Source organism: Haemophilus sp. SZY H36 (assembly GCF_018829625.1).
Taxonomy (GTDB): domain Bacteria; phylum Pseudomonadota; class Gammaproteobacteria; order Enterobacterales; family Pasteurellaceae; genus Haemophilus; species Haemophilus haemolyticus_K.
Map to the genome: position 1 here is coordinate 199,803 of NZ_JAHKKA010000002.1, position 25,895 is coordinate 225,697.

A 25,895-nucleotide genomic window follows, 5' to 3' on the forward strand; every position below is an offset into this window, starting at 1 on the left:
AAACACCAAGGTTCATTTTATAACCAACTCTACAACATAAAAAAATAAATGCTAGTCAAGCTAATAAAATTGGGCTAGTATAATCTCATAAGAATTACCTGGAGTGTTCGTCAGTGGGCTATGTCCCTGAGCCGATACTTTAAATCTTATAAATTGGTTTCCTATCGTTGGTGTGTAGGCTTAACCTTTGACTCGTTCATTGGGCTAAGAAACCTGAAAACGGTATCAACTGATTTCCTTGAACCGTCGGGTTCAAGGACTACTGCCCGCAGCGGCACTCTGGGTCCTATCTTCTTCTTTCATTTCTATGAATATTCAAAAACGCCAGCAAATCCGCTCTGAAATTCGAAAAATACGAGCAAATTTAACCGCACTTCAACAGCGACAAGCTGAACAATCAGTGACTCAACAGGCGTTAAATCTTATCGAGCAACGACAAGCCAAAAATATTGCATTATATTTTTCTTTTGATGGTGAAATTTCGACAAAAGCGTTAATCCAATCCCTTTGGATGCAAAACAAAAATGTGTATTTGCCTGTTTTACATCCTTTTACTCAACATCATTTATTGTTTTTACGCTATTTACCTGATACGCCAATGAAACAAAATCAGTTTGGTATTTGGGAGCCTAAGCTGAATGTTCAAAATGTTTTGCCATTAAATGAACTGGATATTTTATTCACGCCATTAGTGGCTTTTGATAAACAGGGAAATCGCCTTGGCATGGGCGGTGGGTTTTATGATCGCACGTTGCAGAATTGGCAAAATAAGTCTTTTATTCCTGTTGGTTTGGCACATCAATGTCAGCAAGTAGAAAATCTTCCCACTGAGCATTGGGATGTCCCACTATTCGATATTTTTGTAGGTTAAAACCTATCATCAAATTTTTATCGATAGATAAAATCAAAAATATTTCATTTTTTCTCTTGAAATCCTTTCAAACGATCTTACTTAATTTGGGCAAACGGCGAAAGCCAAAACCAAATTGAGGAAAGTGTATGAACATTGAAAAATTTACAACAAAGTTCCAAGAAGCGTTAAGTGAAGCGCAATCACTTGCTATCGGAAAAGATAATCAATTTATTGAACCCGTGCATTTATTGACCGCACTATTAAATCAACAGGGAGGCTCCGTTGCTCCAATTTTAACTGCAAGTGGCGCAAATGTGGCTTTATTGCGTAATGAGTTAAAGACTGAGTTAAATAAATTGCCGCAAGTGATTGGCAATGGCGGTGATGTACAACTTTCACGCCAGCTCATTAATTTACTTAATTTATGTGATAAATTTGCACAGCAAAACCAAGATAAATTTATTTCGAGCGAATTGTTTTTGCTTGCTGCCTTAGAGGAGCGAGGAGCACTCAGCGATATTTTGAAAAAGTGCGGTGCGAAAAAAGAACAAATTTCGCAAGCCATTCAGCAAATTAGAGGGGGACAAAACGTGAACGATCAAAATGCAGAAGAAAGCAGACAAGCATTAGAAAAATATACGATTGATTTAACCGCTCGTGCAGAAAGTGGCAAACTTGATCCTGTAATTGGGCGTGATGAAGAAATCCGTCGAGCGATTCAGGTATTACAACGTCGTACCAAAAATAACCCTGTGTTAATTGGTGAACCAGGTGTGGGAAAAACGGCGATTGTAGAAGGCTTGGCACAACGTATTGTAAATGGTGAAGTACCTGAAGGTTTGAAAAATAAACGCGTCCTTTCATTAGATATGGGCGCATTGATTGCTGGTGCGAAATATCGTGGTGAATTTGAAGAACGTTTAAAAGCGGTGCTCAATGAACTTTCGAAAGAAGAAGGTCGCGTTATCCTCTTTATCGATGAAATTCATACTATGGTCGGCGCGGGTAAAACCGATGGTGCGATGGATGCGGGTAACTTGTTAAAACCAAGTTTAGCACGCGGTGAATTACATTGCGTGGGGGCAACCACTTTAGATGAATATCGTCAATATATCGAAAAGGATGCCGCACTTGAACGTCGTTTCCAGAAAGTCTTTGTGGATGAACCAAGTGTAGAAGATACGATTGCGATCTTACGTGGTTTGAAAGAACGCTATGAAATACATCACCATGTAGATATTACTGACCCAGCGATTGTCGCAGCAGCAACGCTTTCACATCGTTATATTTCCGATCGTCAATTGCCGGATAAAGCCATTGACTTAATCGATGAAGCAGCGTCTAGCATCCGTATGGAAATAGATTCTAAACCTGAACCGCTTGATCGTCTTGAACGTCGTATTATCCAATTAAAATTGGAACAACAGGCATTACAAAAAGAAGAAGACGAAGCAAGTCGCAAACGTTTAGAAATGTTAGAGAAAGAATTGGCTGACAAAGAACGTGAATATGCCGAACTTGAAGAAGTGTGGAAATCTGAAAAAGCAACGCTTTCTGGCTCTCAACATATTAAACAAGAGTTAGATACTGCAAAAACCGAACTAGAACAAGCTCGTCGCGCAGGTGATTTAGCTAAAATGTCTGAGTTGCAATATGGCCGCATCCCTGCTCTTGAAAAGCAACTCGAGCAAGCTGAAACCAGCGAAGGAAAAGAAATGACACTTTTACGCTATCGCGTCACAGACGAAGAAATCGCAGAAGTGCTTTCTAAAGCTACAGGCATTCCAGTATCAAAAATGATGGAAGGCGAGAAAGAAAAACTCTTGCGCATGGAAGATGAACTACATAAACGAGTGATTGGCCAAGAAGAAGCAGTTGATGCCGTCGCAAACGCGATTCGTCGTAGTCGTGCTGGTCTTTCCGATCCTAACCGCCCAATTGGTTCTTTCTTGTTCCTCGGTCCGACAGGTGTAGGTAAAACAGAGCTTTGCAAAACTTTGGCTAAATTCTTGTTTGATAGTGAAGATGCCATGGTGCGCATTGATATGTCTGAGTTTATGGAAAAACACAGTGTCTCTCGCTTAGTCGGGGCACCTCCAGGTTATGTTGGTTATGAAGAAGGCGGTTATTTAACTGAAGCTGTTCGTCGTCGTCCGTATTCAGTGATCTTATTAGATGAAGTTGAAAAAGCTCATGCGGATGTATTCAATATCTTGTTACAAGTATTGGATGATGGTCGTTTGACTGATGGTCAAGGTCGTACCGTGGACTTCCGTAATACGGTGGTGATAATGACCTCTAACTTGGGTTCTGATTTAATCCAAGGTAACAAAGAGGAAAGCTATAGCGAAATGAAGTCCTTAGTGATGTCGGTTGTTAGCCAACATTTCCGTCCGGAATTTATCAACCGTATTGATGAGACAGTGGTATTCCATCCGCTTGGTAAAGAGAATATTCGTGCGATTGCAAATATTCAATTAGAGCGCTTAGCAAAACGTATGGAAACTCGCGGCTATGAATTGGTGTTTACTGACGCTTTATTAGATTTCATTGGTGAAGTGGGTTACGACCCAATTTATGGTGCACGTCCATTGAAACGTGCAATTCAACAAGAAATTGAAAATGGTTTAGCTCAGGAAATATTATCAGGTCACTTATTGCCAGGACAAGTCATTGTTGATTATATAGATAACAAAGTCCAAACAAGACAATAACCAATTAAAAGAAGCCATTTAGTTAATACTAAATGGCTTTATCATAAGTACAACCAAATTTCGATTTATTTTAATATAAACATCGGCGTATCACTGATTGGATCACGGTGAATAATGACGTCCAAATCAAACACTTCTTTTAACAAATCCTCTGTCATCACTTCATCCGGGGCTCCCTGTGCCATTACAGCACCTCTTTTCATCACAATTAAATAATCGCAATAACGACAAGCTTGATTAAGATCATGCAATACAGTAATCACTGTTTTTCCATTCTGCTGCATTTGTCGCATCATGCCCATGAGTTCAGCTTGGCGGTTTAAATCCAGATAAGTGGTAGGCTCATCGAGTAGCACTAATTCAGCATCTTGCGCAAGAGTCATGGCTAAGAAGACGCGTTGTTGCTGACCACCAGATAAATCAGAAACCAACTGTTCGGCAAGTTCGGCAGTTTGTGTTTGATCCATCGCCCAAGTGACCAATTCTTCATCTTTTTGGCTGAGTTTGCCCCAGAGATTTAAGTAAGGCGAACGCCCGTAGGCGATCAATTCTCGCACTTTAATCCCTTCTGGTACCAGGTGTTGCTGCGGGAGAAAAGCCAATTCTTGGGCATATTCTTTAGGGCTTTTTTGCCAAATATCCTGACCTTTATGGGTGATTGAACCTTGCTTCGGTTTGAGCAAACGAGCCACCGCTTTTAATGTGGTGGACTTACAGCAACCATTTGGGCCGATTAATGCAATCACTTTATTTTTCGGGAATTTTAGCGACAGATTTTTAACCACGAGTTTATCTTGATAACCCAAAGATAAATTATTGATTTCAATGCTCATTATTTAGTTCTCATCAATAAGTAGAAGAAATATGGCGCACCGATAATTGCAGTCAGAATACCCGCTGGGAGTTCAGTTGGTGGGTCAATTACCCGCGCCAAAATATCCGAAAGTTGTAATAAGAGGGCGCCAATAATCAAGGCTGCCGGTAATAGGGTGCGATGCCTGCCACCGACTAAACGGCGAGCAAGATGCGGAGCAACTAAGCCTAAAAAGGCAATCGGACCACAAATTGCCACGGCTGTAGTAGAAAGGGCTACCGCTAGCACTAAAACGCTAATTTGCACTTTATTTACGGTCACCCCCAAGGTGGAAGCTTTGTTTTCACCTAAACCAAGGGTATCGAGATCGCGACAGAAAATAAATGGCAAGGGTAGCAACACTACTAACCATGGTAATACCACATTTAAATAAGACCAGCTGCGCCCCCACAGGCTTCCTGTGAGCCATAACATTGCCGTATTGATCTCGACTGGATTAGTAAGCATCAGATAATGACTAATGGCTGCCCATAACGCGGATAGTGCGACCCCAATAATTGCCATTTTGATAGGGCGGAAGTTAAAACCGCACACGACCCATAAAATGACAAAAGAGAGTACGCCGCCTAAAAAGGCAAAAATTGGCATCCAGTAAAATGCTAAGTTTGGCAAGAACATCAATACCGAAACGGCAACCAACCCTGCCGCATTGTTAATCCCTAAAATATCGGGAGAGGCAAGTGGATTGCGCACCACACTTTGTACTAATACACCAGAAATTGCTAAGGCTCCGCCTAATAAAATGGCTAACACAGCACGGGGGAGGCGATATTCCATCAAGGTAAAATAGTTTTTATCATCAGGCTGAAAGGCCGCCCAAATTTCCTCAAAGGAAAGCGTATAAGTGCCAAGGCGAATACTCAATCCAAAGAGTAGTACCATCAGACTGAGCGTGACAACATAAAAGCTGATAGCACGAAAAGATACATGAGAGGTTCGCATTAGTGTCTTCCTCTGGCAAATAATACAAAGACTGGTGCACCGATTAAGGCAAGCACCGCACCAGCAGGTACTTCACTAGGGAAGTTGACCGCGCGGGCAATGGTATCTGCAGCGAGCATTAAAATTGCACCGAGTAACATCGCCATAGGGAGCAATTTTCGCAAGTCATAACCAATCCAATAGCGGGCAAGATGGGGCACGAGTAAGCCGATAAAGGCAACTGGGCCGGCAACACTCACGCTTGAACCCACAATCAATAATGCAATGATATTAGCGTACCAGCGTAAACGAAAGAGATTGATGCCTAGTGAACGCGCGGATTCATCACTTAAATTGAGTAAATTTAAACGGCTAGCAAAAAGCAGACAGAAAAGTGCGGTCAAAATAAAGAATGGAAATAACGTCAATAATTCATTCCAACGGGCATGTGCAATGCCACCCGCTAGCCAGCTCATAATACCGAAGGCATGATCTTCCGCGATAATGAGCACTAATTTTGTGAGCGCTGCACACAGTAGTGATACGGCAATCCCCGCTAAAATCACTCGGCTACGATCTCCACTGTTGTCTTTCCAACCATTGCTGATCAGCATTACCACAAACCAACTCAGACCGCCGCCGATGCTAGCCACTAAAGCAATACTATAACCAGAAAGAATCAAAGGGCTAAAAGCACTGGCGGTGACCATGGCAAGACTGGCTCCCGAGTTCACGCTGAGTAATGTAGGCGAGGCCAATGGATTGCGCGTAATGGTTTGTAACAACGCACCCGCCACCGCAAGATTGGCGCCTAAAATCATGCTAACTAATGCACGTGGTAGGCGTAAATCGGTAACCGTAATTTTGACAATTTCATCTCCATCGGGAAGGAACGCTTGTAACGCTGCAAGCGGTCGGATTTCGATGGGATAATACAAAAACAGGCTTCCCCATAATAGGAAAGCCAGAATGATAAGGGGAAGTCCCCAACGGAAAGTGGACTTCATCATTATTTTTGTTTCACGAAACCTTCAATTTGTTTTGCCATAATTTTGCTCGCTTCTAAGCCACGACCGCGAGCCCACATGTCGGCATCAACGCTGTAAACATGGTTTGCTTTTACGGCAGGAATGGCTTTCCAAAGTGGTTCAGCTTCCCATTTGCGCGCGATACTTTCATCACGATAATGGGCGATGAACAAGTATTCCGGTTTTTCCATTACTAATTGTTCAAGGTTGATTTCTACGAAAGCTTGATCACTATTGAGTTTAGTTGGGGCAAAACCTAATGTCGTTAAGAAACTACCCACATAGCCATTGTCATTTTGGATATTAAATTTATCTTCTCGGGAAGTACCAAATGAGGCTTTTTTGCCTTGCACACCTAAATTTTTTGCGATGTTGGCAATGTAATCATTATGTTCATTGATCTTCGCTTTCATTTCAGCACTTTTACCCACTAAATCACCAATTTTTTGCGCAGTTTCAAGATTTTCTTGATAACTTTCATGACGAGAATCGAACATCACTGTTGGCGCAATTTTTTTCAATTCTTCAAACACCGCTGTGTGACGGGAAGGATCAGCAATAATTAAATCGGGTTTGAGAGAAGCAATCACTTCAAGACTAGGTTGAGAACGCGTACCAACGGATTGCCATGCAGCAATTTTTTCGCGTACTTGCGGCAAAATACGCTCAACTTTATTATCGTCAGCCACTCCCACAGGACTTACCCCCACTTGTGCTAGGGCATCTACGAAAGAATACTCTAATGCCACCACTCTGGTTGGGGTTTTATCAAGGGTAAACTCACCATTAGCATCTTTTACCGTTACTGCACCGGCGAAAGTAGATGCCATTAACAATACAGAAGTGAGAGTTGTTTTTAATAATTTTTTCATGACATGTCCTCCAGTAATAAAAACGAGGTAATTATACACAAAAAAAATGAATTGATAATGATTTTCTTTTGATTGAATCCTAAAATTACTGAATTCTTGCTATATAGCATTTTGTTATTTCTAATAACATCTAAATATTAATTACTAAGAGGCTACTTTAAAACAGAAATAGCGCGTTAAATACGTGTTATTTTAGACCGCTAACATAGCTCTAGAAGTTTGATCTAATAGACATATCAAACAAGAAAATGCCTATGCTTAAAAATACTGCCCCTCCTCTATATGAACTCAAGATGATAAGTCTTTAGCAATTGGTTCAACAAGACCATCTTGTTCACAAAGTAGCGAGATCCATTGATTTTGAATTTATCCATGATGAGGGCGTTCATCTTTATTGTCAGGATAACGGTCATCCAGCTGTTGACCCTATTTGATAGTTTAAAATAATACTGTTGGGCTATCTCTTTGGTATTAAAAGTGAACGGCAATGGATAAGCCAATGTGGTTTACCACTGGTTTTAGGGATGTCCTTAACAAAAAAGTGATTGACACCAGCACACTTAGCCAAAATAATCTTCGTCGTTTTAATGGTGCGGATGTATTTGAGCATATTTTTTACTTGTATCGTATGGAAAGCAATTGAAAAAGGCTTGATGGGGGCAAGTATCCGTTTACAGACAGTACCCATTTAAAGCCAGCTCTAATAAGAACGAAAAACATAATAAAAAGTATAAGGTACAAGTCAGTCAGTATATTGATATGCTCACCCAAGATGTGGTGAAAATACGAAAAAAAGGAAAGAAGCCGTTAAAAGCGAGTGAAAAAGTGGCAGAAATCAAAGACATCAAGGCAAGCATAGGATTATTTTAAATACCTTTGCCTCGGGCAGGTAATATCAATGACAACTAACCCTATATTGCTCACCTTGATTCCTCGACATAACGCTTTCAGCTCCTCCTAAAAAAAGCCGTCAGACTTGATGCTGGCTATTTTACCGTCCCTATCACAGAAAGCTTGGCTCGCCGAGAGGTTATTAGTGTATTTGATTATCGTCGCCCGACAAAAATAAAAAGCCGAAAGGCTGATTACCTGACACACTTATCAAGCTACGATAGAAAACACCAATGTAGTTAAGTCATCGGAGCAAGGGAAAAACTCTACGAAACTGACTGCTTGAATGGCAATCTAAAGTGAAATGTAATAGAAAGAGACAAAACCCACCTTTATACCAGATGGTCTATAAAGTGGGTTTGCCTGAGGTATAAAATCGAGTGTTAAATACACGCTATTTTTAAATTTTATTTTTTAGGTAACGCATCAGTCGAAGCATTAAATTTTACATTTGATGAAGTGTAAGCCTCAAAGTGCGGATGTTTTTTCATAAATTTAATGAAACTTTCCGCATCAGGCAAGTATGTATCAACGCCTTCATATTTTGGATCATTAAATAATTTACCAAAAGTTTTGTAACCATCTTTACCGCTAGCTACATAAGCATTGGTACCAACGAGATAACGTTTATTATCATCAATTGGTTCCCATTGTTGGGTTTGTTTATTCAAGACTTCCACGCTGACTAAACGTTTACCTTCCGAATTTGGTGTTTCATTCGCTTCATAACGAATGCCTGCACCATAAGGGAATGCCCCTGTAGAGCCATCAACTAAAGCAAATTGCATCGCATCTTCAAGCACTTGTTTCACTAACGAACCTTCCATTTTATAGGTATATAACGTATTTCCGAAAGGTAAGAAAGTATAAGCATCATTAAAAGTCACATTGCCCGGTAAAATATCCGCACGCACACCACCTGCATTTTGAATGGTTAAATCCACTGTTTTGAGTTCGTTATACATTGTTTCTGCAATAAAGCGTGTCGCAATAGAACCTTCTGGATTTGAGCCTGCTTTATTTGGGATACGGTTTGCTGAACCACCCGGCATTGCAGAACCAGTGATAACACCAACAATTTCTTGTGCTAAACGATCTTTTTCACTTTTATATTTTGAAATAAGCATGTCTGTTTTTGCATCATGATCATCAAGTGAAATACTCTTCATTGATTTTAAAGTATCAAGCGCTTTTTTACGTTCATCGCCTGTTAATTCAGTCCATTTACCTTCCGCATTTTTCACTTGAAGTTTATGAGAACTCATTAACACATGAGGAATTTTACGAGTAATAGATGCAATACCTTCAGGACTGAATTTAACACCTAAGTCACCCACAACAGCAGAATAAGCCCAACCCTCCATTACAAATACCGGTTCGCCATTTGGATTTTTAAATTCAAGTGGATATTCATAGATTACTGGAAGTTTTAAACCACGTAATTCATCATTTCCGTATAAATAATGCGAATCGCCAGTAACGATCACATCAATATCATTAACTTTTTGCGCGATTTCGATATTTTTTTCACTACCTGCGTGTGAAAGTAGGATGATTTTATTAATACCTTGTTGTTTTAGCGCATTTGCCATAATTTGTGCGGTAGCAATTTCATCATAGAACTTCACATCTTTACCTGGTGAAGAGGAATTAACCGTTTTATTCACGGTATCTAAACCGATAATGGCAATTTTTTCTCCATCCACAGTGAAAATATCGTAAGGTTTCCATTTGTTATATAAAATTGAATTTTTATCAGGAATAACATTGGCTGAAAGTACTGGAATTTTTAATGGCTCAAGTAGTTTTAATAAACCTTCATTGCCCGCATCAAATTCATGATTACCCAAAGTAAAATAATCAAAATTACCTGCATTCATGACAGCCGCATCAGCGGAACCGCCAAAAAGGGTGAAATACAGCGTACCCGTAATCGCATCACCAGCATGTAGCACTAATGGATTTTTATACTTTTTGCGTAACTCATAAAGTTTTCCATTCACAGCAGAAAAACCACCAATATCAACCTTTGTTTGTTGACCATTTAAATTAATTCTCGCTTCGTGCGGTTCCAAGTAAGAATGGTGGTCATTAATATGTAAGATACTTAACTCCACAGCTTTATGAGCTTGTGGCGCTTCTTTAGCAAAGGTTGAACCAGAGCAAAGCATTGCTAACGCACTAACTGCAAAGGTAACTGATTTTTTAGATAAAAACATAATGGCTCCTTATGAGTAAACGGATTAATTTAAGCCTTCAAGCATTGCTTGGAAAGTCTTATAACGAATAGCATAGTTATTGTGTTGAAGATTTTCACGTGCTTGATCTAAATACGAAAAATCATCAATCTCCACCCCTTTAAATTGGCGAGCAAACATCATATTAGCTAGAGCGAGACGGGGCTTAATTTCTGAAGAAGGGGTTATCAAACTCATTCGATTCTCGGTAATAGAAAAAGTTGTTTGATTAGGAAAATCTTGACGTATCTGTTCAATAATTTTTTGAAATATGCCTTTAGCATCCAAAGACAATAATATGATTTGATCTGCTTTTGCTCCCCTTTCTAGTAAAGCCTGAACAAATTGCTCCGAATTATCTGTTTGACGAATATAAATTTTTGCCTGCTCATTCGCTAAAAAAGACACCAGTAAGTTTTTCTTCATTTCCTGAATTAAATTAGCATCACTAGTATTTATCGGCTCAAAGTATAAGTAATCAAGAAATTTAGGAGTGAGATTTTTATCTGTTTTAAAAATACGAGTGAGGATTTTTTCGCTTATTTGGATCTGATTATCTAGGAATTGAGGAGGTAAAGAAAAAAGTGCGGTGAGTTTTTTCTGTAAAATCGAAACTTGTTGCTTTTCTTGTTTGGCTAAAGCGATTGAAAATTGTTGTTTTAAAGCCTCAGCGGACTCAGTAGATACTGATTGTTGAGAAGACGAAGGAGGACTCGCTACCACAGATTGTTGAATGCCAATACATGACGCTAATCCAAGTAACACTGAATGAAAACCGATTTTCATAATAAACCTCATTTAACTGATATTTTATCAATGTGAAATACCGCTTAACGCGTAAACTTGACCTAAAACTGCTTGAGAGTTTCTTAGATTATACGTAAAACAAAATTGCATGTGAATGATAATATTTACCTTTTCAAGAGAAAATAACGTACCGATTAGAATGCTCATCCAAAACTTGCAATTTTGTTCAAAAAGTATAAAATTCGCAGGCTTTTTGTCTATATATACAGAGAAAAAAGTAAGCTATATTCTTAAATCACTTTCGAATTTGGGAATATTCTTTTAGTAATTAAACATTTAGAGGAAGGTTATGGTAACCATTCGTTTATCTCGTGGCGGAGCTAAAAAACGCCCATTTTATCAAATCGTAGTAGCTGACAGCCGTTCACCACGTGACGGTCGTTTCATTGAGCGTGTAGGTTTCTTCAACCCAATCGCACAAGGTAACGCAGAACGTGTTCGTATCGACCTAGACCGTGTTAACCACTGGGTTGGTCAAGGTGCATCACTTTCTGATCGTGTTGCTAGCTTGGTAAAAGAAGCACAAAAAGCAGCATAATTTTGCTTTTTGATTTAGTTCTTAAACTAAGATAGGTGAGAAATATGGAACAACAACGTATTGAAGTTGTGGGCAAATTAGGCTCAACCTACGGTATTCGTGGGTGGTTACGTATTTATTCATCAACAGAACAAGTTGAAAGCATTTTTGAGTATCAACCTTGGTTTTTAAAAATCAAAGGTGAATGGCAGCCAACAGAATTAGAAAACTGGCGTCATCATAATCACGAAATCATCGTGAAATTAAAAGGCGTTGATGATCGTGAAGCCGCACAAATTTTAGCAAATGTTGAAATTGGTGTGGATTTATCTGTTTTCCCAGAACTGGAAGAAGGCGATTATTACTGGCACGATTTAATTGGTTGCTCAGTCATAAATCTAGAAGGTTATACAATGGGAACTGTAACAGAGATGATGGAAACCGGTTCTAATGATGTGTTAGTGGTGAAAGCCAATACGAAAGATGCTTTTGGAAAACAAGAGCGGTTAATTCCGTTTTTGTATGAACAAGTAGTTAAAAGAGTCGATCTCACCACGAAAACAATTGAAGTGGATTGGGACGCTGGTTTCTAATCTCAAGTATGCACAAACGTAATGTAGTAGGCTTTTTATGTGGATAGGGGTGATTTCATTATTCCCCGAAATGTTTAAAGCAATTACGGAATTTGGGGTTACAGGTAGAGCCGTAAAACATAATCTTCTGCAAGTGGAATGTTGGAATCCAAGAGATTTTACGTTCGACAAGCATAAAACCGTGGATGACCGACCTTATGGTGGTGGCCCAGGAATGCTGATGATGGTGCAACCTTTACGGGATGCGATTCATGCTGCGAAAGCAGCGGCAGGAGAAGGCGCAAAGGTAATTTACCTTTCGCCACAAGGACGTAAACTCGATCAAGGCGGCGTAACAGAGCTTGCTCAAAATCAGAAATTGATTTTGGTATGTGGGCGTTACGAAGGTATTGATGAGCGATTGATTCAAACTGAAATTGATGAAGAATGGTCAATTGGCGATTACGTTCTAACCGGTGGAGAATTGCCGGCAATGACATTAATTGATGCTGTTGCGCGTTTTATTCCCGGTGTACTAGGCAAGCAAGCCTCCGCAGAAGAAGATTCTTTTGCAGATGGTTTATTAGATTGCCCGCATTATACCAGACCGGAAGTGTTAGAAGGATTAACTGTACCATCCGTGCTGATGTCGGGACACCACGAAAAAATTCGGAAATGGCGATTAAAACAATCGTTACAAAGAACATGGCTCCGACGCCCTGAGCTCTTAGAAGGCCTAGCTCTGACTGACGAACAACGTAAACTGTTAAAAGAGGCGCAAGCCGAGCATAGCAGTTAGTTTCAGTTACATCTAGGATCAATAAAGGATCAAACAATGTCTAACATTATCAAACAACTTGAACAAGAACAATTAAAACAAAACGTACCTAGCTTCCGCCCTGGTGATACTTTAGAAGTTAAAGTATGGGTAGTTGAAGGTAGCAAACGTCGTTTGCAAGCATTCGAAGGCGTGGTTATTGCAATTCGTAACCGTGGCTTGCACTCAGCATTTACTTTACGTAAAGTATCTAACGGCGTAGGCGTTGAGCGTGTATTCCAAACTCACTCTCCAGCTGTAGATTCTATCGCAGTTAAACGTAAAGGTGCGGTACGTAAAGCTAAACTTTACTACTTACGTGAACGTTCAGGTAAATCTGCTCGTATCAAAGAGCGTTTGGGCGAATAATTTCGCAAAAGAAAAGGCTTGGGTTTCCAAGCCTTTTTTGTTAGGTTATTTAATCCGTTCTTCGATAATACCACCGCCCAAACAAACTTCACCAAGGTAAAATACGGCAGATTGTCCTGGTGTGACGGCTGATTGAGGTTCATCGAAAATCACTCGAATAGTTTCATCATCAATCGGTTCAATCACACAAGGAATATCTTGTTGGCGATAACGAGTTTTCACCGTGCAATGTAATAAATCTCGAATTGGTTCGCGCTCAACCCAATGTAATTGGCTAGCAATCAAACCTTTAGAAAATAAACGAGGATGGTCATACCCCTGAGCGACAATAAGTTCGTTATTTTCTACATCCTTATCTACCACATACCAAGCCTCATCACCCGCATTTTTTAAACCACCAATGCCTAATCCTTTACGCTGTCCCAACGTGTGATACATCAAACCATCATGACGACCAATAATTTTCCCCTCAACAGTACGAATATCACCAGGTTGCGCAGGTAAGTAGCGAGCTAAAAAATCCTTAAATTTACGCTCACCAATAAAACAAATACCAGTAGAGTCTTTTTTCTTCGCTGTAATTAAACCAAGATCTTCAGCAATAGCGCGAACAATTGGCTTCTCGATTTCACCAACGGGGAATAAGCTTTGCCCCACTTGTTTATAGCTTAAGGTATAAAGAAAATAACTTTGATCTTTATTGGCGTCTAGACCACGTAATAATTTTGCATTTTCATCATCACCGGCTCTACGTACATAATGCCCTGTTGCAATATAATGGGCACCAAGATCTTCAGCTGCATATTCTAAAAACGCTTTAAATTTAATTTCTTTATTACACAAAATATCTGGGTTCGGCGTGCGCCCTGCTTTATATTCAGTTAAAAAATGCTCAAATACATTATCCCAATATTCTGCTGCAAAATTAATTTTATGTAGCTTGATACCCAATTTATCACATACTGCTTGAGCATCTGCAAGATCAGCTGCTGCAGTACAGTAATCCGTATCATCATCTTCTTCCCAGTTTTTCATAAACAGGCCTTCCACCTGATAGCCTTGCTGTTGAAGAATAAAAGCTGACACAGAAGAATCCACTCCGCCAGACATACCACAAATCACTTTTTTGGTAGCATTTCTCGCAAGCTGTTCTTGTGTAAGTTGAGGAAAGTGTTGATTATAAGTATTTGAAATTAACATAGTTCTCCCGTAACTTCGGTTAAGGCGAAGCACATTGGTCATTGAATGAGAAAACGGCAAAATAATTTTGCCGTTAATTTTATTTTGCACATAAAGTGCGGTCATTTTTGAGCAAGTTATTTCACTTCATAAAATTGCGAATCATCATCTTTTTTCGCAAATTTTTGCTCATATTCAGCTTTCGCTTGTTCATCGCCCGCATCTAATTTTGATTGAAGCGTGTCACAAGGTTTATCACAATCGCAAGCTTTAGCAATACCAAGGGCAGATAAACCACCGCAGCTGCCTTTTAAACTTTGTTTTTTGATAATAAATCCGATAGACATCAACAATATAATTGCGACGAAAGCGATCAAAGTAAAAAATAAAGTTTGCATAACTATTCTTTTATTTCTGTTAATTTTTTGAAAGCAGAGGATGATTTTGTGATAAAACCATTATCTGTTTTAATGATTAAGTAAACAGCAAGATTATTTTTCTCAGCCACTTCTAACGCCTTGTCTTCACCTAGCACAAATAAACCTGTTGATAGGCCATCTGCAGTCATTGAGGTTGGCGCAAGTACCGTAATTGAGGCTAAATGATGCTGAATCGGGTAACCTGTTTTCGGATCAATTTCATGAGCAAAGCGTTTACCATTTTCTTCAAAGTAAATACGATAATCGCCAGAACTTGCCATTCCCATATTGTCTAATCCAATTACAGCTTCAACCGCTCTTTCACCTGTTGTAGTTGGTTTTTCGATTGCGATCTGCCAAGGTTTGCCTTCAATATTTTTTCCTTTCGCACGAATTTCACCGCCGATTTCAACCATATAATTCTGAGCATTTAGTTGTTCTAACTTTTCAGCCACCTGATCAACGCCAAAGCCTTTAGCAATCGAGGACAAATCGACATAAACTTGAGGAAGTGCTTTGCTTAATGTCGGTTTTGCACCACTCATATCAAGGGCAATTTTATCAATACCAACCCAAGCTTGGCGTTCAGCTAATTGTTCTGGCATAGGTTGTTTTTCTGGGCGTTTTTCAGGACCAAATCCCCATAAATTCACAACAGGACCAACAGTTACATCCAATGCACCTTCAGTCACTTTGTTTAAACGAATCGCTTCAGCTAATACTTTGGCAAAATCTGCTGAAATCTCAATCGGTGTATTCACTTGGGTATTTTGATTGAAACGGCTCAGTTCCGAATCTTTTTTGTAAGTGGACATTTTCGCGTTTACATCTTTTAAGATTGCTTCAATTTCTTCATGCGTCTTTTCAGATGTTGCTCTCATTAAGCCTTCATCAAGGTATTTAACATGATAAGTTGTTCCCATTGTTTTACCACTTAATGAGATAACTTTTGTTTCTTTTTGACAGGCTGCAAGACTTAATGCCATTGCTACCGCCATGATACCGCTTATTAATTTTTTCATCTGGATTTCCTACATCTGTGAATTACTGGCAAACTCAACAAAACTTACCTGTAATCATAGAAAATTTTCTAAAAACACCTTAAATTTTGACCGCACTTCATCACAAAGTGCGGTCAGTTTTTATGATGAATTGATTAACTAAAATCAGCCACCAAAGTCATCTAATAAAATGTTTTCATCTTCAACACCAAGATCTTTCAACATTTTAATTACAGCTGCATTCATCACCGGAGGTCCACACATATAGTATTCACAATCTTCTGGTGCTTCATGATTTTTCAAGTAGTTTTCATAAAGCACATTGTGAATAAAGCCTGTATAGCCAGTCCAATTATCTTCAGGCAATGCGTCCGATAATGCAACATGCCATACAAAGTTTGGATTTTCAGCTTGTAATTGGTCAAAGTCTTCTTGATAGAAGATTTCACGTTTAGAACGTGCACCATACCAGAATGACATTTTACGTTTAGAGTGAAGACGTTTTAATTGGTCAAAAATATGAGAACGCATTGGCGCCATACCCGCACCGCCACCGATAAATACCATTTCTGCATCAGTCTCTTTAGCAAAGAATTCACCAAATGGACCAGAAATAGTGACTTTATCACCCGCTTTTAATGACCAAATGTATGAAGACATTTGACCTGGAGGTGCATCAGGTTGACGTGGAGGAGGCGTTGCAATACGTACATTAAGCATAATGATGCCTTTCTCTTCAGGGTATGAAGCCATTGAGTAAGCACGAATAATATGCTCGTCAACTTTAGAGACATAACGCCATAAATCATATTTATCCCAGTCTTCGTGGTATTCTTCAGGAATATCGAAATCTTTATAGTTCACCACGTGTGGATCAGCTTCGATTTGAATATAACCACCCGCGCGGAAAGGTACTTCCTCACCTTCAGGAATCGCTAATTTAAGTTCTTTGATAAAGGTTGCTTTGTTATCGTTAGAAATAACAGTACATTCCCATTTTTTCACACCGAAGATTTCTTCAGGAAGTTCAACTTCCATATTACCTTTCACGTTAACTTGACAAGCTAGACGATAACCTTCTTTTGCTTCACGTTTGTTAATGTGAGAAAGTTCGGTTGGAAGAATTTCTCCGCCACCATTTTTCACTTTTACCACACATTGACCACAAGAGCCGCCGCCGCCACAAGCAGAAGACACGAAAATACCTTTACTTGCTAGAGCACCTAATAATTTGCCACCTGCAGGTAATGTAATCGCTTTCTCTGGATCGTTATTGATACCAATAGTAATATCACCAGAATCGACTAGTTTTGACTTGGCAAACAAGATAATCGCAACGAGTACTAAAATAATAGCGGTAAATGCTGCAACACCTAATAATAAAATTGAAGATTCGCTCATTTATGCCTCCTTATAATTGAATACCAGAGAATGACATAAAGCCAAGCGCCATCAATCCCGCAGAAATAAAGGTTATTCCTAATCCTTTCAAGCCTGCCGGTACATCAGCATATTTCATTTTTTCAGTTAAACCTGCAAGCGCAACAATTGCTAACATCCACCCCAAGCCTGCACCAATACCGTACACGGCAGATTCTGCGAAGGTATATTCACGTTGAATCGCAAAGGATACGCCACCAAAGATCGCACAGTTTACGGCAATAAGCGGAAGGAAAATCCCCAATGCGTTATACAGTGCTGGGAAGAATTTATCGAGTGTCATTTCAAGAATTTGAACGATACCCGCGATAATACCGATAAACGTAATAAAGCTTAAGAAGGATAAATCTACCCCTTCAACTAATGCGCCATCTTTTAACACATGTTCAAATACAAATTGGTTTGCTGGCACAGAAATGCCAAGCACAACTGTTACTGCAACCCCTAAGCCGAATGCGGTTGACACTTTTTTTGATACAGCAAGGAAAGTACACATCCCTAAGAAGAAAGAAAGCGCCATATTTTCAATGAAGATCGCCTTCACAAATAGGCTAATATAATGTTCCATTGATTATTTCTCCTGTTGCTCAGGTTTCCACGTTCTTAAACCCCAAATGATGAAGCCGATAATAAAGAACGCACTTGGTGCAAGAAGGAACAAGCCGTTTGGTTGATACCAGCCACCATCTTGAATGGTTTGGAATACTGGAAAGCCAAGTAAACGACCAGAACCGATTAACTCACGTAACGTTGCAACAATTAATAAAATTGCACCGTAACCTAAACCGTTACCGATACCATCAACAAAGCTCTCAAGTGGACGAGATTTCATCGCAAAAGCTTCTGCCCGGCCCATCACGATACAGTTAGTAATAATCAAGCCTACAAATACCGAGAGCTGCTTAGATAAACCATAAGCAAAAGCTTTCAATACTTGGTCAACTAAGATTACCAAAGAAGCGATAATTGCCAGTTGTACAATGATACGAATACTATTTGGAATGTAATGACGAATCATTGAAATAAACATACTGGAAAAACCAGTTACTAAACTTACCGCAATGGCCATAACGATCGCGGTTTGTAATTGAGTTGTGACCGCTAATGCAGAACAAATACCCAAAATTTGCAGCGCAATCGGGTTATTTTTTACGATCGGATCAAGCAAAAGTGCTTTTAAATTGCTTTTTGCATCAGCCATTATCTTGCCCCCGCTTTAAATTTTGCTAAGAATGGACCAAAACCGTTTTGACTAAACCAATAATCAAAGGAACCTTGCACACCATTTGAGGTTAAAGTTGCACCTGATAAAGCATCAACACCGTATTCTTTGTTAGAAGAAGCATTTTTAGCAATACGAATAGCCACACGTTGATCATCATCAAACAGTTTTTTATCTACGAAAAGTGCTTGCCAACGCGGATTGGCAATTTCACCACCAAGACCTGCTGTTTCACCTTGATCATAGTAAGTAATACCTTTGATGGTATTGGCATCTGGGGCAACCGCAACAAAACCGTACATTGTTGACCATAAACCGCGACCGTACATTGGCAATATGACTTGATTGACTTGACCTTGTTCATCTTTTACAAGGTAAACTCGCGCTTGATTGGCACGCACTTTAATTCCGGCTTTATCTTGTTCCACCGGAATGGCTTGACTAAGTGCAGTCGATTTTACTGCTGTTTTTGGATCAAATTTTTCTACATCCTCTTTTGATGCTTGAACAAAATCACCACTTTGCAAATCCACTAAACGTGGTTCAATAAACTTGTTATAAGTGTCTTTAATGATGGAAGCATTATCTTCTTTCATTAAGCCAGCAACCGTTAAAATATTACGTTGAACATCCAGTGCTTTTTGCTCATCTTGTTTCGATTTCAATGCCACCGCGGCACCGGAAACAATGATAGAACACACCAAACTTAGCAATACAACAACGGTAACTGTACCGCCTACGCTGTCTTTATTAAACTTAGCCATTTGTTCTTGCTCTCCGACGTTTGATATTTGCTTGAACAACGATGTAGTCGAAAATCGGTGCAAATAAGTTTGCAAATAAAATCGCTAACATCATGCCTTCCGGATAAGCTGGGTTTACAGTACGAATTAATACAGCCATTACACCAATTAATGCACCATACCACCACTTACCGGTATTGGTAAAGGATGCTGAAACAGGATCTGTTGCCATAAATACCATACCTAATGCAAATCCACCTAAAACAAGGTGCCAATGCCAAGGCATTGAGAACATTGGGTTAGTATCAGAACCAACTAAATTGAATAGAGTTGAAGTTGCAATCATACCAATCATCACTCCAGCAATGATGCGCCATGCAGCAATACGAGTGAACACAATCACTGCGCCACCGATTAAAATTGCAAGCGTAGAAACTTCACCCATTGAACCAGGTAAGTTACCAACAAAAGCATCCATCCAAGTAATTGGAGCGCCAGTGACTGTATGTTGTAATGCTCCCTGACCACCTTGTGACCATTGTGAAAGTGCGGTTGCGCCAGAGAAACCATCAGCAGCAGTCCAAACAGTATCACCTGAAATTTGAGCTGGATAGGCGAAGAACAAGAAAGCTCGGCCTGCAAGTGCAGGGTTCATGAAGTTACGACCAACGCCACCAAAAATTTCTTTTGCAACAACGATACCAAAAGTAATACCTAATGCGGCTTGCCATAATGGCAATGTTGGTGGAACGATTAACGCAAATAAAATGGTTGAAACGAACATCCCTTCATTTACTTCATGACCACGCACCACTGAGAACAACAACTCCCAAATTGTACAAACGGTAAACACCACTAAGTAAATTGGTAAGAAGAAGATCGCTCCCAGAGCCATTTTTGAGCCCCAAGTTGCATTGGCTGTTAAATCTAAACCTAATGAACTTGCAAAGGCATAATGCCAATCGTTAGCAATTAGTTGATCTAAATTGCCTAATTGATTTAAGGCTGGAATCGCTTGGTTACCCACATTGTACATCCCGTAGAAAATCGCAGGGAACAACGCAAGGAAAACCGTAATCATCATACGTTTTGAGTCTAACGCATCACGAACGTGAGTATTTTTGTGCGTTACCGTACCTGGTGTATAAAGCAAGGTATAAATCGATTCAAAGATCGGATAAAGCTTGCTGTATTTACCACCTGGTAAAAACGCGGGTTCCATTTTTTCAAAAAGATTTTTTAAACCCATTTTTAACCTTCCTTCTCAATCTTATCTAATACTTGACGCAAGATTGAACCGTATTCATATTTGCCCGGGCAAACGAAAGAACATAACGCTAAGTCTTCTTCATCTAACTCAAGACAACCTAACGCTTGCGCACCATCGGTATCACCCACGATTAAATCACGTAATAATAATGTCGGTAAAATATCCAACGGCATAACACGCTCATAGCTACCAATTGGAACCATTGCACGCTCACCACCATTTTCAGCCGTAGTGAAGTTGAATAATTTCTTACCGAAGTGACCTAACACTGTACGAGTAATTGAATATTTATTTGATTGCGGTGTAATCCAACCAAGGAATTCTTTCTCATTACCTTCAGCAATTACCGATACTTGCAATGCATAGCGACTTAAATAGTCATGAGCACCTTTTGCGGTTTGTCCACAAAGCACTGAACCAGAAATTACGCGATTTTCACCCGCACTTAATTCATTTTGGGTTAATTGAGAAAGATTAGCGCCAATTACAGTGCGAATTAAACGAGGTTCTTTCACTTGCGGACCAGCAAGAGAAATAACACGTTCAACATAAAGCTCGCCTGTTGTAAATAATTTACCCACTGCGATCACATCTTGATAATTGATGTGCCATACTGTTTTATTTACACCAACAGGATCAATAAAATGAATATGAGTACCAACAAGACCTGCAGGGTGAACGCCACCAAAATCATGAATCTGTAAATTTTCAAGATCAACAGTTGGGATATTGGTATCACCTGCTTTACACAAGTGTAACGGTTTTGAAGGGAATAAACGACTTAATACTGTCAAACCATTCGTGAAATCTTGCCAAAATTCTTTTAGCACGATTGCAGGATCTGCGGCTAATGGATTGGTATCCATTGCATTCACGAAAATTGAGGCTGGTTCACTATCAATCGCAGGTACTTTGCTAAATGGACGAGTACGTAATGCAGTCCATAAACCTGATTCAACAAGGTTTTGTCTTACTTGTTCAGAAGAAAGCGAATTCAATTGTTCTGCACTATATTTTGCGAAAGTGATTTGCTCATTTCCTTCCACATTAATTACGACAGATTGTAACACGCGCTTCTCACCACGATTGATTACAGTGATAGTACCACTTGCAGGGGCTGTAAAAATCACACCTGGATTTTTCTTGTCTTCAAAAAGCACTTGGCCTTTTTTTACAACATCACCTTCACGTACCTTCATCGAAGGACGCATCCCCACATACTCCTCACCTAGAATCGCAACTTGATTCACAACATTTCCGTTGTGGATTACTTGTGCTGGTTTTCCCGCAATTGGGAGATCCAAGCCTTTCTTAATTGTAATCATACTGTTTGCACTACTTTTCAAGGTTAAAAATACAATTGCAGATAAACAAGTTAAATGCAATCTCGTGTTTGAGCGTGACAAAACACCTTTAGTAAAGACATCAATGCCACAAAAATAAAAAACTCAAATCGGTTAACTTCACGATAAACATCATTATCGAGAAATTGAATTTGGATAAAATTAAACGCCTTATTCTAGCGAAAATCTGCTTTTTTCGCTACTTAAACGCCTACTTTTTTGTAAAAACCTTTTGCGATATATCAAAAAAATGTTACATCTTCATAACATAAAAAATTAATGTCCAACGCCTGCGCATTTAGTTGAAGCGGGAATTTTCTCATTTAACTCGCCCCATTCCTCTACGGTAAACAAGTGCAATGCTAACGCATGAACACCGCTATTAAGCTCATCTGCAAGCAATTGATAAACACGTTGATGACGCTGTACTTTACGCATTCCTTCAAAAACATTACTCACAATCACACATTTAAAATGAGATTCAGCACCACGACCAGAACTATGTAAGTGGCTTTCATTTTCTACAGTAAAAAAGTGCGGTTGAAATTCTAGTTGAATTTTTTGTTCGATAGTTTGTTGAACAGACATCATAAATCTCCACAAAATCACAATGAAACGCTATACATTAGCAATGAAGTTTGCAAGAATAACACAGTTTTAACTGGCTCATTGGGGAAATTATGACATTATCAAACAAAATCAAAACATTATCAGCAGCAAGTATTGCAGCAGCTACGCTGTTCCTTGCTGGCTGCCAAGCACAATCAAATACATTAACGTTCACACCACCGGCACCGAATGCCACAATGAACATTAATCAAAATGCGATTGTGTATGTAACAACGAAAGATAGCCGCACAACGCAAGATATCGCGAGCTATACCAAACGTGGAGAACTCATTAAATTAAATTCATCACCAAGTGTTACACAATTATTCCAACAAGTGATGCAACAAAATCTTATTAGTAAAGGTTTCAGAATTGGGCAATCCAATGGATCAAATGCCTGGGTAACTGTGGATGTGCGTGAATTTGCTACGCAAGTAGAACAAGGTAATCTTCGTTATAAACTTAATACCAAAATTCAAGCGACTGTTTATGTTCAAGGTGCGAAAGGTTCATATAACAAAGCATTTAATGCTACTCGTTCACAAGAAGGCGCATTAAACGCGGATAATGACGAAATTCAAAAAGTTCTGTCTCAAACATTTAACGATATTGTGAATAACATTTATCAAGATCAAGAAGTATCCGCTGCGATTAATCAATATACAAACTAATTATAAGGGCAATTTTGCCCTTTTTTATTAAGATTAAAACTTGACGAACACCGCTTTCAAGCGTAACATTCGCCCGATTTTTTAACGAGAAGGACACACACTTTGGACAGTCATAGTCGATACCGAATATCGCTCTAGACGCCCGCCTTTTTTATTATCGGCGCGCGTTCGCCGGTAAATTTACCGTTGTTTCGGCATCTCTTAACGAAAACTTTGTGATTTTTCACCACACTTTCGTTTCTTCTTTAATTTGTTCACTGTTAGCTGTTCATAATCCTATAAGGAGTATGAAATGATCAACGCGTTTGCTATCAATGATTCCCGCTTGGTTCGCATTGACGAAGACCAAACTGATCTCAATACTGCCATTTGGCTTGATTTACTTGAGCCGACAGGCGAAGAACGTGAAATGCTACAAGAAGGTTTAGGCCAGAGCTTAGCTTCTTTTCTAGAATTGGAAGATATCGAAGCTTCCGCCCGTTTCTTTGAAGATGAAGATGGTCTACACCTTCACTCATTTTTTTATTGCGAAGATGAAGACAATTATGCTGATTTAGCTAGCGTTGCTTTTACTATTCGTGATGGTCGTTTATTTACGTTGCGTGATCGCGAGCTACCCGCATTCCGTTTATATCGTATGCGTTCACGTAGCCAGCGTTTATTAGAATGTAATTCTTATGAAGTTTTGCTAGATTTATTTGAAACGAAAATTGAGCAGTTAGCAGACGTGATTGAAAACGTTTATGCAGATTTGGAAGAGTTGAGTCGTGTTATTTTAAACGGAAAACAAGATGAAGCCTTTGATGAAGCATTAAATACGCTCACGGAACAAGAAGATACGAGCTCAAAAGTTCGTTTGTGTTTAATGGATACCCAACGTGCATTAGGTTTCTTGGTTCGCAAAACGCGCTTACCAACAAACCAGTTAGAACAAGCACGAGAAATATTACGAGATATCGAATCTTTGCAACCGCATAATGAATCCTTGTTCCAAAAAGTAAACTTTTTAATGCAAGCTGCAATGGGTTACATCAATATTGAACAGAACAAAATTATGAAATTCTTCTCAGTTGTTTCTGTGATGTTCCTTCCTGCAACATTGGTCGCGTCTACCTATGGTATGAATTTTGATTTTATGCCTGAATTACATTTTAAATATGGCTATCCAATGGCAATTGGATTAATGATCGCAGCCGCATTGACACCATATATTTATTTTAGAAGAAAAGGATGGTTATGATGGAATTATCCCAAACCGCATTATTTATCGGATCAATTATTAATCTTTATGCACTAGTCTTAATCTTACGAGCTTGGTTACAGTTTGCTCGAGTGGATTATTACAATCCTGTTTCAACATTTACAGTAAAAATGACTGATCCAGTATTAAAACCTCTGCGTAAAATTGCGCCTACAGTGAAAAATATCGATACTTCTGCTTTACTGCTAATATTTATTATCGGTATGTTGAAAGGTATTTTTTATTTTGGTTTATCAGTTAATTTTCTCTTAATATTGGGTGTATTAACTGTATTGAAAAGCATTGGTTTAGCAATTTTTTATGTGCTTTTTATTGGCGCTGTTCTAAGTTGGTTTAATCGTGGCAATAGCCCTGTGATTTATGCGTTTTATCAACTATCAGAACCACTTTTAAGACCTATCCGTCGATTCTTGCCAACATTAGGCATGATTGATTTTTCCCCTATGGTCGTCGTATTTATCTTATTGTTCTTAAATAACCTAATGCTTGATATGTTAGGTGGACTTTGGATGATCTCTGGTTAAACAATTACTCAAAAATTATTTATATTAATTAGGTTAAGCATTTTTATACTTAACCTAATTTCTCTTAAAGCAACCAAATTCAAAATTTAAGGTGATAATCTTTCACGGATCCAATTGCCATTTCCTTTTCTATAATAAATCCGATCATGTAAACGACTTGGACGACCTTGCCAAAACTCAACTATTTCTGGACGAATTAAATAGCCTCCCCAATGCATCGGCCGTGGTACATGAAATGGATATCTAGCGGCAATTAATGCTGCTTCGCTTAATAAAAATTTATAGCCCGAAATAACCGTACTTTGCTCACTTGCCCAAGCCCCCATCTGACTGGTATAAGGACGACTAGCAAAATACTCATCAGATTGTTCTGTAGGAATTTTTTCCGCTTTCCCTTCAATTCGAACTTGACGCTCTAACTCTGGCCAGAAAAAAGCAATTGCCACATTGGGATTATTGGCTATATCTTGTCCTTTATGACTATGATAATTCGTAAAAAAGACAAAACCCTCTGAATTAACTTCTTTCAACAAGACTACTCGACTACTAGGTCTCCCCTCTTTATCTACTGTCGAGATATTCATTGCTGTCGGTTCGCAAACCTAGCTATTAATAGCCTCATTCATCCACAATTCAAATTGCGAAATCGGATTATCTTGACAATTTTGTTGTGATAACACACGTTTTCTATATTCTTCACGAATATGATGTAAATCCATTTTCCCTCCGTCAAAATAAAAG

At 39.1% G+C, this 25,895-nt stretch carries 25 protein-coding genes, 1 other RNA gene and 2 pseudogenes; 11 read left to right on the plus strand and 17 right to left on the minus strand.

The window, feature by feature from the left end; all coding sequences use genetic code 11:
- The first annotated feature begins 92 nt into the window (after nucleotides 1–92).
- From ssrS to clpB, 3 genes are all read left to right on the plus strand, one after another.
- A non-coding RNA gene (gene ssrS, locus KP713_RS04695) (6S RNA) lies at nucleotides 93–290 on the plus strand.
- 17 nt (nucleotides 291–307) lie between these two features.
- Entirely contained in the window at nucleotides 308–871 is a 564-nt protein-coding gene (locus tag KP713_RS04700) for a 5-formyltetrahydrofolate cyclo-ligase (RefSeq protein WP_215769990.1), read from the plus strand.
- Nucleotides 872–999: 128 nt separating this feature from the next.
- A complete protein-coding gene (clpB, locus tag KP713_RS04705) occupies nucleotides 1,000–3,567 on the plus strand; it encodes an ATP-dependent chaperone ClpB (RefSeq protein WP_215769991.1) in 2,568 nt (855 codons plus the stop codon).
- A gap of 65 nt (nucleotides 3,568–3,632) precedes the next feature.
- Here clpB and fecE read toward each other — a convergent pair whose 3' ends face one another.
- Genes fecE through KP713_RS04725 form a run of 4 tightly spaced genes read right to left on the minus strand, consistent with a single transcriptional unit; the run spans nucleotide 3,633 to nucleotide 7,262 of the window.
- The gene (gene fecE / locus KP713_RS04710; protein ID WP_106014029.1) at nucleotides 3,633–4,400 is read right to left on the minus strand and encodes a Fe(3+) dicitrate ABC transporter ATP-binding protein FecE; all 768 of its coding nucleotides are present in this window, start codon (nucleotides 4,398–4,400) and stop codon (nucleotides 3,633–3,635) included.
- Nucleotides 4,400–5,383: a Fe(3+) dicitrate ABC transporter permease subunit FecD gene (fecD, locus tag KP713_RS04715; RefSeq protein WP_215769992.1), complete on the minus strand. Its 984-nt coding sequence runs from the start codon at nucleotides 5,381–5,383 to the stop codon at nucleotides 4,400–4,402. The genes fecE and fecD overlap by 1 nt, the downstream gene beginning before the upstream one ends.
- Entirely contained in the window at nucleotides 5,383–6,372 is a 990-nt protein-coding gene (fecC, locus tag KP713_RS04720; RefSeq protein ID WP_215769993.1) for an iron-dicitrate ABC transporter permease FecC, read from the minus strand. Before fecC ends, fecD begins: the two co-directional genes overlap by 1 nt.
- Nucleotides 6,372–7,262 (minus strand): Fe(3+) dicitrate ABC transporter substrate-binding protein, encoded by an 891-nt coding sequence (locus KP713_RS04725; RefSeq protein ID WP_215769994.1) that lies wholly within the window; start codon nucleotides 7,260–7,262, stop codon nucleotides 6,372–6,374. The genes fecC and KP713_RS04725 overlap by 1 nt, the downstream gene beginning before the upstream one ends.
- Nucleotides 7,263–7,573: 311 nt before the next feature.
- Between KP713_RS04725 and KP713_RS08985 the strand changes: the two are divergent.
- Nucleotides 7,574–8,390: pseudogene (locus KP713_RS08985) on the plus strand (transposase); the annotation flags it as partial.
- A gap of 170 nt (nucleotides 8,391–8,560) precedes the next feature.
- Here KP713_RS08985 and nadN read toward each other — a convergent pair.
- Both nadN and KP713_RS04740 read right to left on the minus strand, forming a co-directional pair.
- The gene (nadN, locus tag KP713_RS04735) at nucleotides 8,561–10,372 is read right to left on the minus strand and encodes an NAD nucleotidase (RefSeq protein WP_204713779.1); all 1,812 of its coding nucleotides are present in this window, start codon (nucleotides 10,370–10,372) and stop codon (nucleotides 8,561–8,563) included.
- A 24-nt stretch (nucleotides 10,373–10,396) separates the two neighbouring features.
- On the minus strand, nucleotides 10,397–11,176 hold the full coding sequence (locus KP713_RS04740; RefSeq protein ID WP_215769995.1) for an amidohydrolase family protein: 780 nt from the start codon (nucleotides 11,174–11,176) through the stop codon (nucleotides 10,397–10,399).
- Between the two features lie 310 nt (nucleotides 11,177–11,486).
- On the opposite strand from KP713_RS04740, the gene rpsP reads away from it, so the two are divergent.
- From rpsP to rplS, 4 genes are read left to right on the plus strand one after another with little or no spacing between them, the layout of a single operon-like run.
- The gene (rpsP, locus tag KP713_RS04745; protein ID WP_005626429.1) at nucleotides 11,487–11,735 is read left to right on the plus strand and encodes a 30S ribosomal protein S16; all 249 of its coding nucleotides are present in this window, start codon (nucleotides 11,487–11,489) and stop codon (nucleotides 11,733–11,735) included.
- 44 nt (nucleotides 11,736–11,779) lie between these two features.
- Nucleotides 11,780–12,307, plus strand: coding sequence for a ribosome maturation factor RimM (rimM, locus tag KP713_RS04750; RefSeq protein WP_215769996.1), 528 nt, complete (start codon nucleotides 11,780–11,782; stop codon nucleotides 12,305–12,307).
- 37 nt (nucleotides 12,308–12,344) lie between these two features.
- Nucleotides 12,345–13,085 carry a tRNA (guanosine(37)-N1)-methyltransferase TrmD gene (gene trmD, locus KP713_RS04755; protein WP_140526597.1) on the plus strand — a complete coding sequence of 247 codons (741 nt, stop codon included), beginning with the start codon at nucleotides 12,345–12,347 and terminating at the stop codon, nucleotides 13,083–13,085.
- Nucleotides 13,086–13,121: 36 nt separating this feature from the next.
- Nucleotides 13,122–13,472, plus strand: coding sequence for a 50S ribosomal protein L19 (rplS, locus tag KP713_RS04760; RefSeq protein ID WP_005626422.1), 351 nt, complete (start codon nucleotides 13,122–13,124; stop codon nucleotides 13,470–13,472).
- Nucleotides 13,473–13,517: 45 nt separating this feature from the next.
- Here rplS and mnmA read toward each other — a convergent pair whose 3' ends face one another.
- The 10 genes from mnmA to KP713_RS04810 form a co-directional block, all read right to left on the minus strand.
- Nucleotides 13,518–14,672: a tRNA 2-thiouridine(34) synthase MnmA gene (gene mnmA, locus KP713_RS04765; protein ID WP_215769997.1), complete on the minus strand. Its 1,155-nt coding sequence runs from the start codon at nucleotides 14,670–14,672 to the stop codon at nucleotides 13,518–13,520.
- A gap of 116 nt (nucleotides 14,673–14,788) precedes the next feature.
- Nucleotides 14,789–15,049 carry a (Na+)-NQR maturation NqrM gene (nqrM, locus tag KP713_RS04770; RefSeq protein ID WP_005633372.1) on the minus strand — a complete coding sequence of 87 codons (261 nt, stop codon included), beginning with the start codon at nucleotides 15,047–15,049 and terminating at the stop codon, nucleotides 14,789–14,791.
- Nucleotides 15,050–15,051: 2 nt separating this feature from the next.
- A complete protein-coding gene (locus tag KP713_RS04775; RefSeq protein WP_215769998.1) occupies nucleotides 15,052–16,092 on the minus strand; it encodes an FAD:protein FMN transferase in 1,041 nt (346 codons plus the stop codon).
- 144 nt (nucleotides 16,093–16,236) lie between these two features.
- Nucleotides 16,237–17,472, minus strand: a complete 1,236-nt coding sequence (gene nqrF, locus KP713_RS04780) for an NADH:ubiquinone reductase (Na(+)-transporting) subunit F (RefSeq protein ID WP_005636875.1) — start codon at nucleotides 17,470–17,472, stop codon at nucleotides 16,237–16,239.
- 10 nt (nucleotides 17,473–17,482) lie between these two features.
- A complete protein-coding gene (nqrE, locus tag KP713_RS04785) occupies nucleotides 17,483–18,079 on the minus strand; it encodes an NADH:ubiquinone reductase (Na(+)-transporting) subunit E (protein WP_005633378.1) in 597 nt (198 codons plus the stop codon).
- 3 nt (nucleotides 18,080–18,082) lie between these two features.
- Complete coding sequence (locus KP713_RS04790; protein ID WP_005633380.1) at nucleotides 18,083–18,712, minus strand: NADH:ubiquinone reductase (Na(+)-transporting) subunit D; 630 nt, start codon at nucleotides 18,710–18,712, stop codon at nucleotides 18,083–18,085.
- The gene (locus KP713_RS04795) at nucleotides 18,712–19,497 is read right to left on the minus strand and encodes a Na(+)-translocating NADH-quinone reductase subunit C (RefSeq protein ID WP_215769999.1); all 786 of its coding nucleotides are present in this window, start codon (nucleotides 19,495–19,497) and stop codon (nucleotides 18,712–18,714) included. Before KP713_RS04795 ends, KP713_RS04790 begins: the two co-directional genes overlap by 1 nt.
- Entirely contained in the window at nucleotides 19,490–20,725 is a 1,236-nt protein-coding gene (locus KP713_RS04800; RefSeq protein ID WP_215770000.1) for an NADH:ubiquinone reductase (Na(+)-transporting) subunit B, read from the minus strand. The genes KP713_RS04795 and KP713_RS04800 overlap by 8 nt, the downstream gene beginning before the upstream one ends.
- 2 nt (nucleotides 20,726–20,727) lie before the next feature.
- Nucleotides 20,728–22,071, minus strand: coding sequence for a Na(+)-translocating NADH-quinone reductase subunit A (locus tag KP713_RS04805; RefSeq protein ID WP_215770001.1), 1,344 nt, complete (start codon nucleotides 22,069–22,071; stop codon nucleotides 20,728–20,730).
- 294 nt (nucleotides 22,072–22,365) lie between these two features.
- Entirely contained in the window at nucleotides 22,366–22,677 is a 312-nt protein-coding gene (locus tag KP713_RS04810; RefSeq protein ID WP_215770002.1) for a BolA family protein, read from the minus strand.
- Nucleotides 22,678–22,769: 92 nt separating this feature from the next.
- Between KP713_RS04810 and KP713_RS04815 the strand changes: the two genes are divergently transcribed.
- The 3 genes from KP713_RS04815 to KP713_RS04825 all read left to right on the plus strand — a co-directional run bounded on the left by KP713_RS04815 (nucleotide 22,770) and on the right by KP713_RS04825 (nucleotide 25,154).
- On the plus strand, nucleotides 22,770–23,369 hold the full coding sequence (locus tag KP713_RS04815) for a YajG family lipoprotein (protein ID WP_215770003.1): 600 nt from the start codon (nucleotides 22,770–22,772) through the stop codon (nucleotides 23,367–23,369).
- A 292-nt stretch (nucleotides 23,370–23,661) separates the two neighbouring features.
- A complete protein-coding gene (gene corA / locus KP713_RS04820) occupies nucleotides 23,662–24,609 on the plus strand; it encodes a magnesium/cobalt transporter CorA (RefSeq protein WP_005629627.1) in 948 nt (315 codons plus the stop codon).
- Nucleotides 24,609–25,154, plus strand: a complete 546-nt coding sequence (locus KP713_RS04825) for a YggT family protein (RefSeq protein WP_140450035.1) — start codon at nucleotides 24,609–24,611, stop codon at nucleotides 25,152–25,154. The genes corA and KP713_RS04825 overlap by 1 nt, the downstream gene beginning before the upstream one ends.
- 86 nt (nucleotides 25,155–25,240) lie before the next feature.
- Here KP713_RS04825 and pdxH read toward each other — a convergent pair.
- A pseudogene (pdxH, locus tag KP713_RS04830) lies at nucleotides 25,241–25,873 on the minus strand (pyridoxamine 5'-phosphate oxidase).
- Nucleotides 25,874–25,895 lie beyond the last annotated feature (22 nt).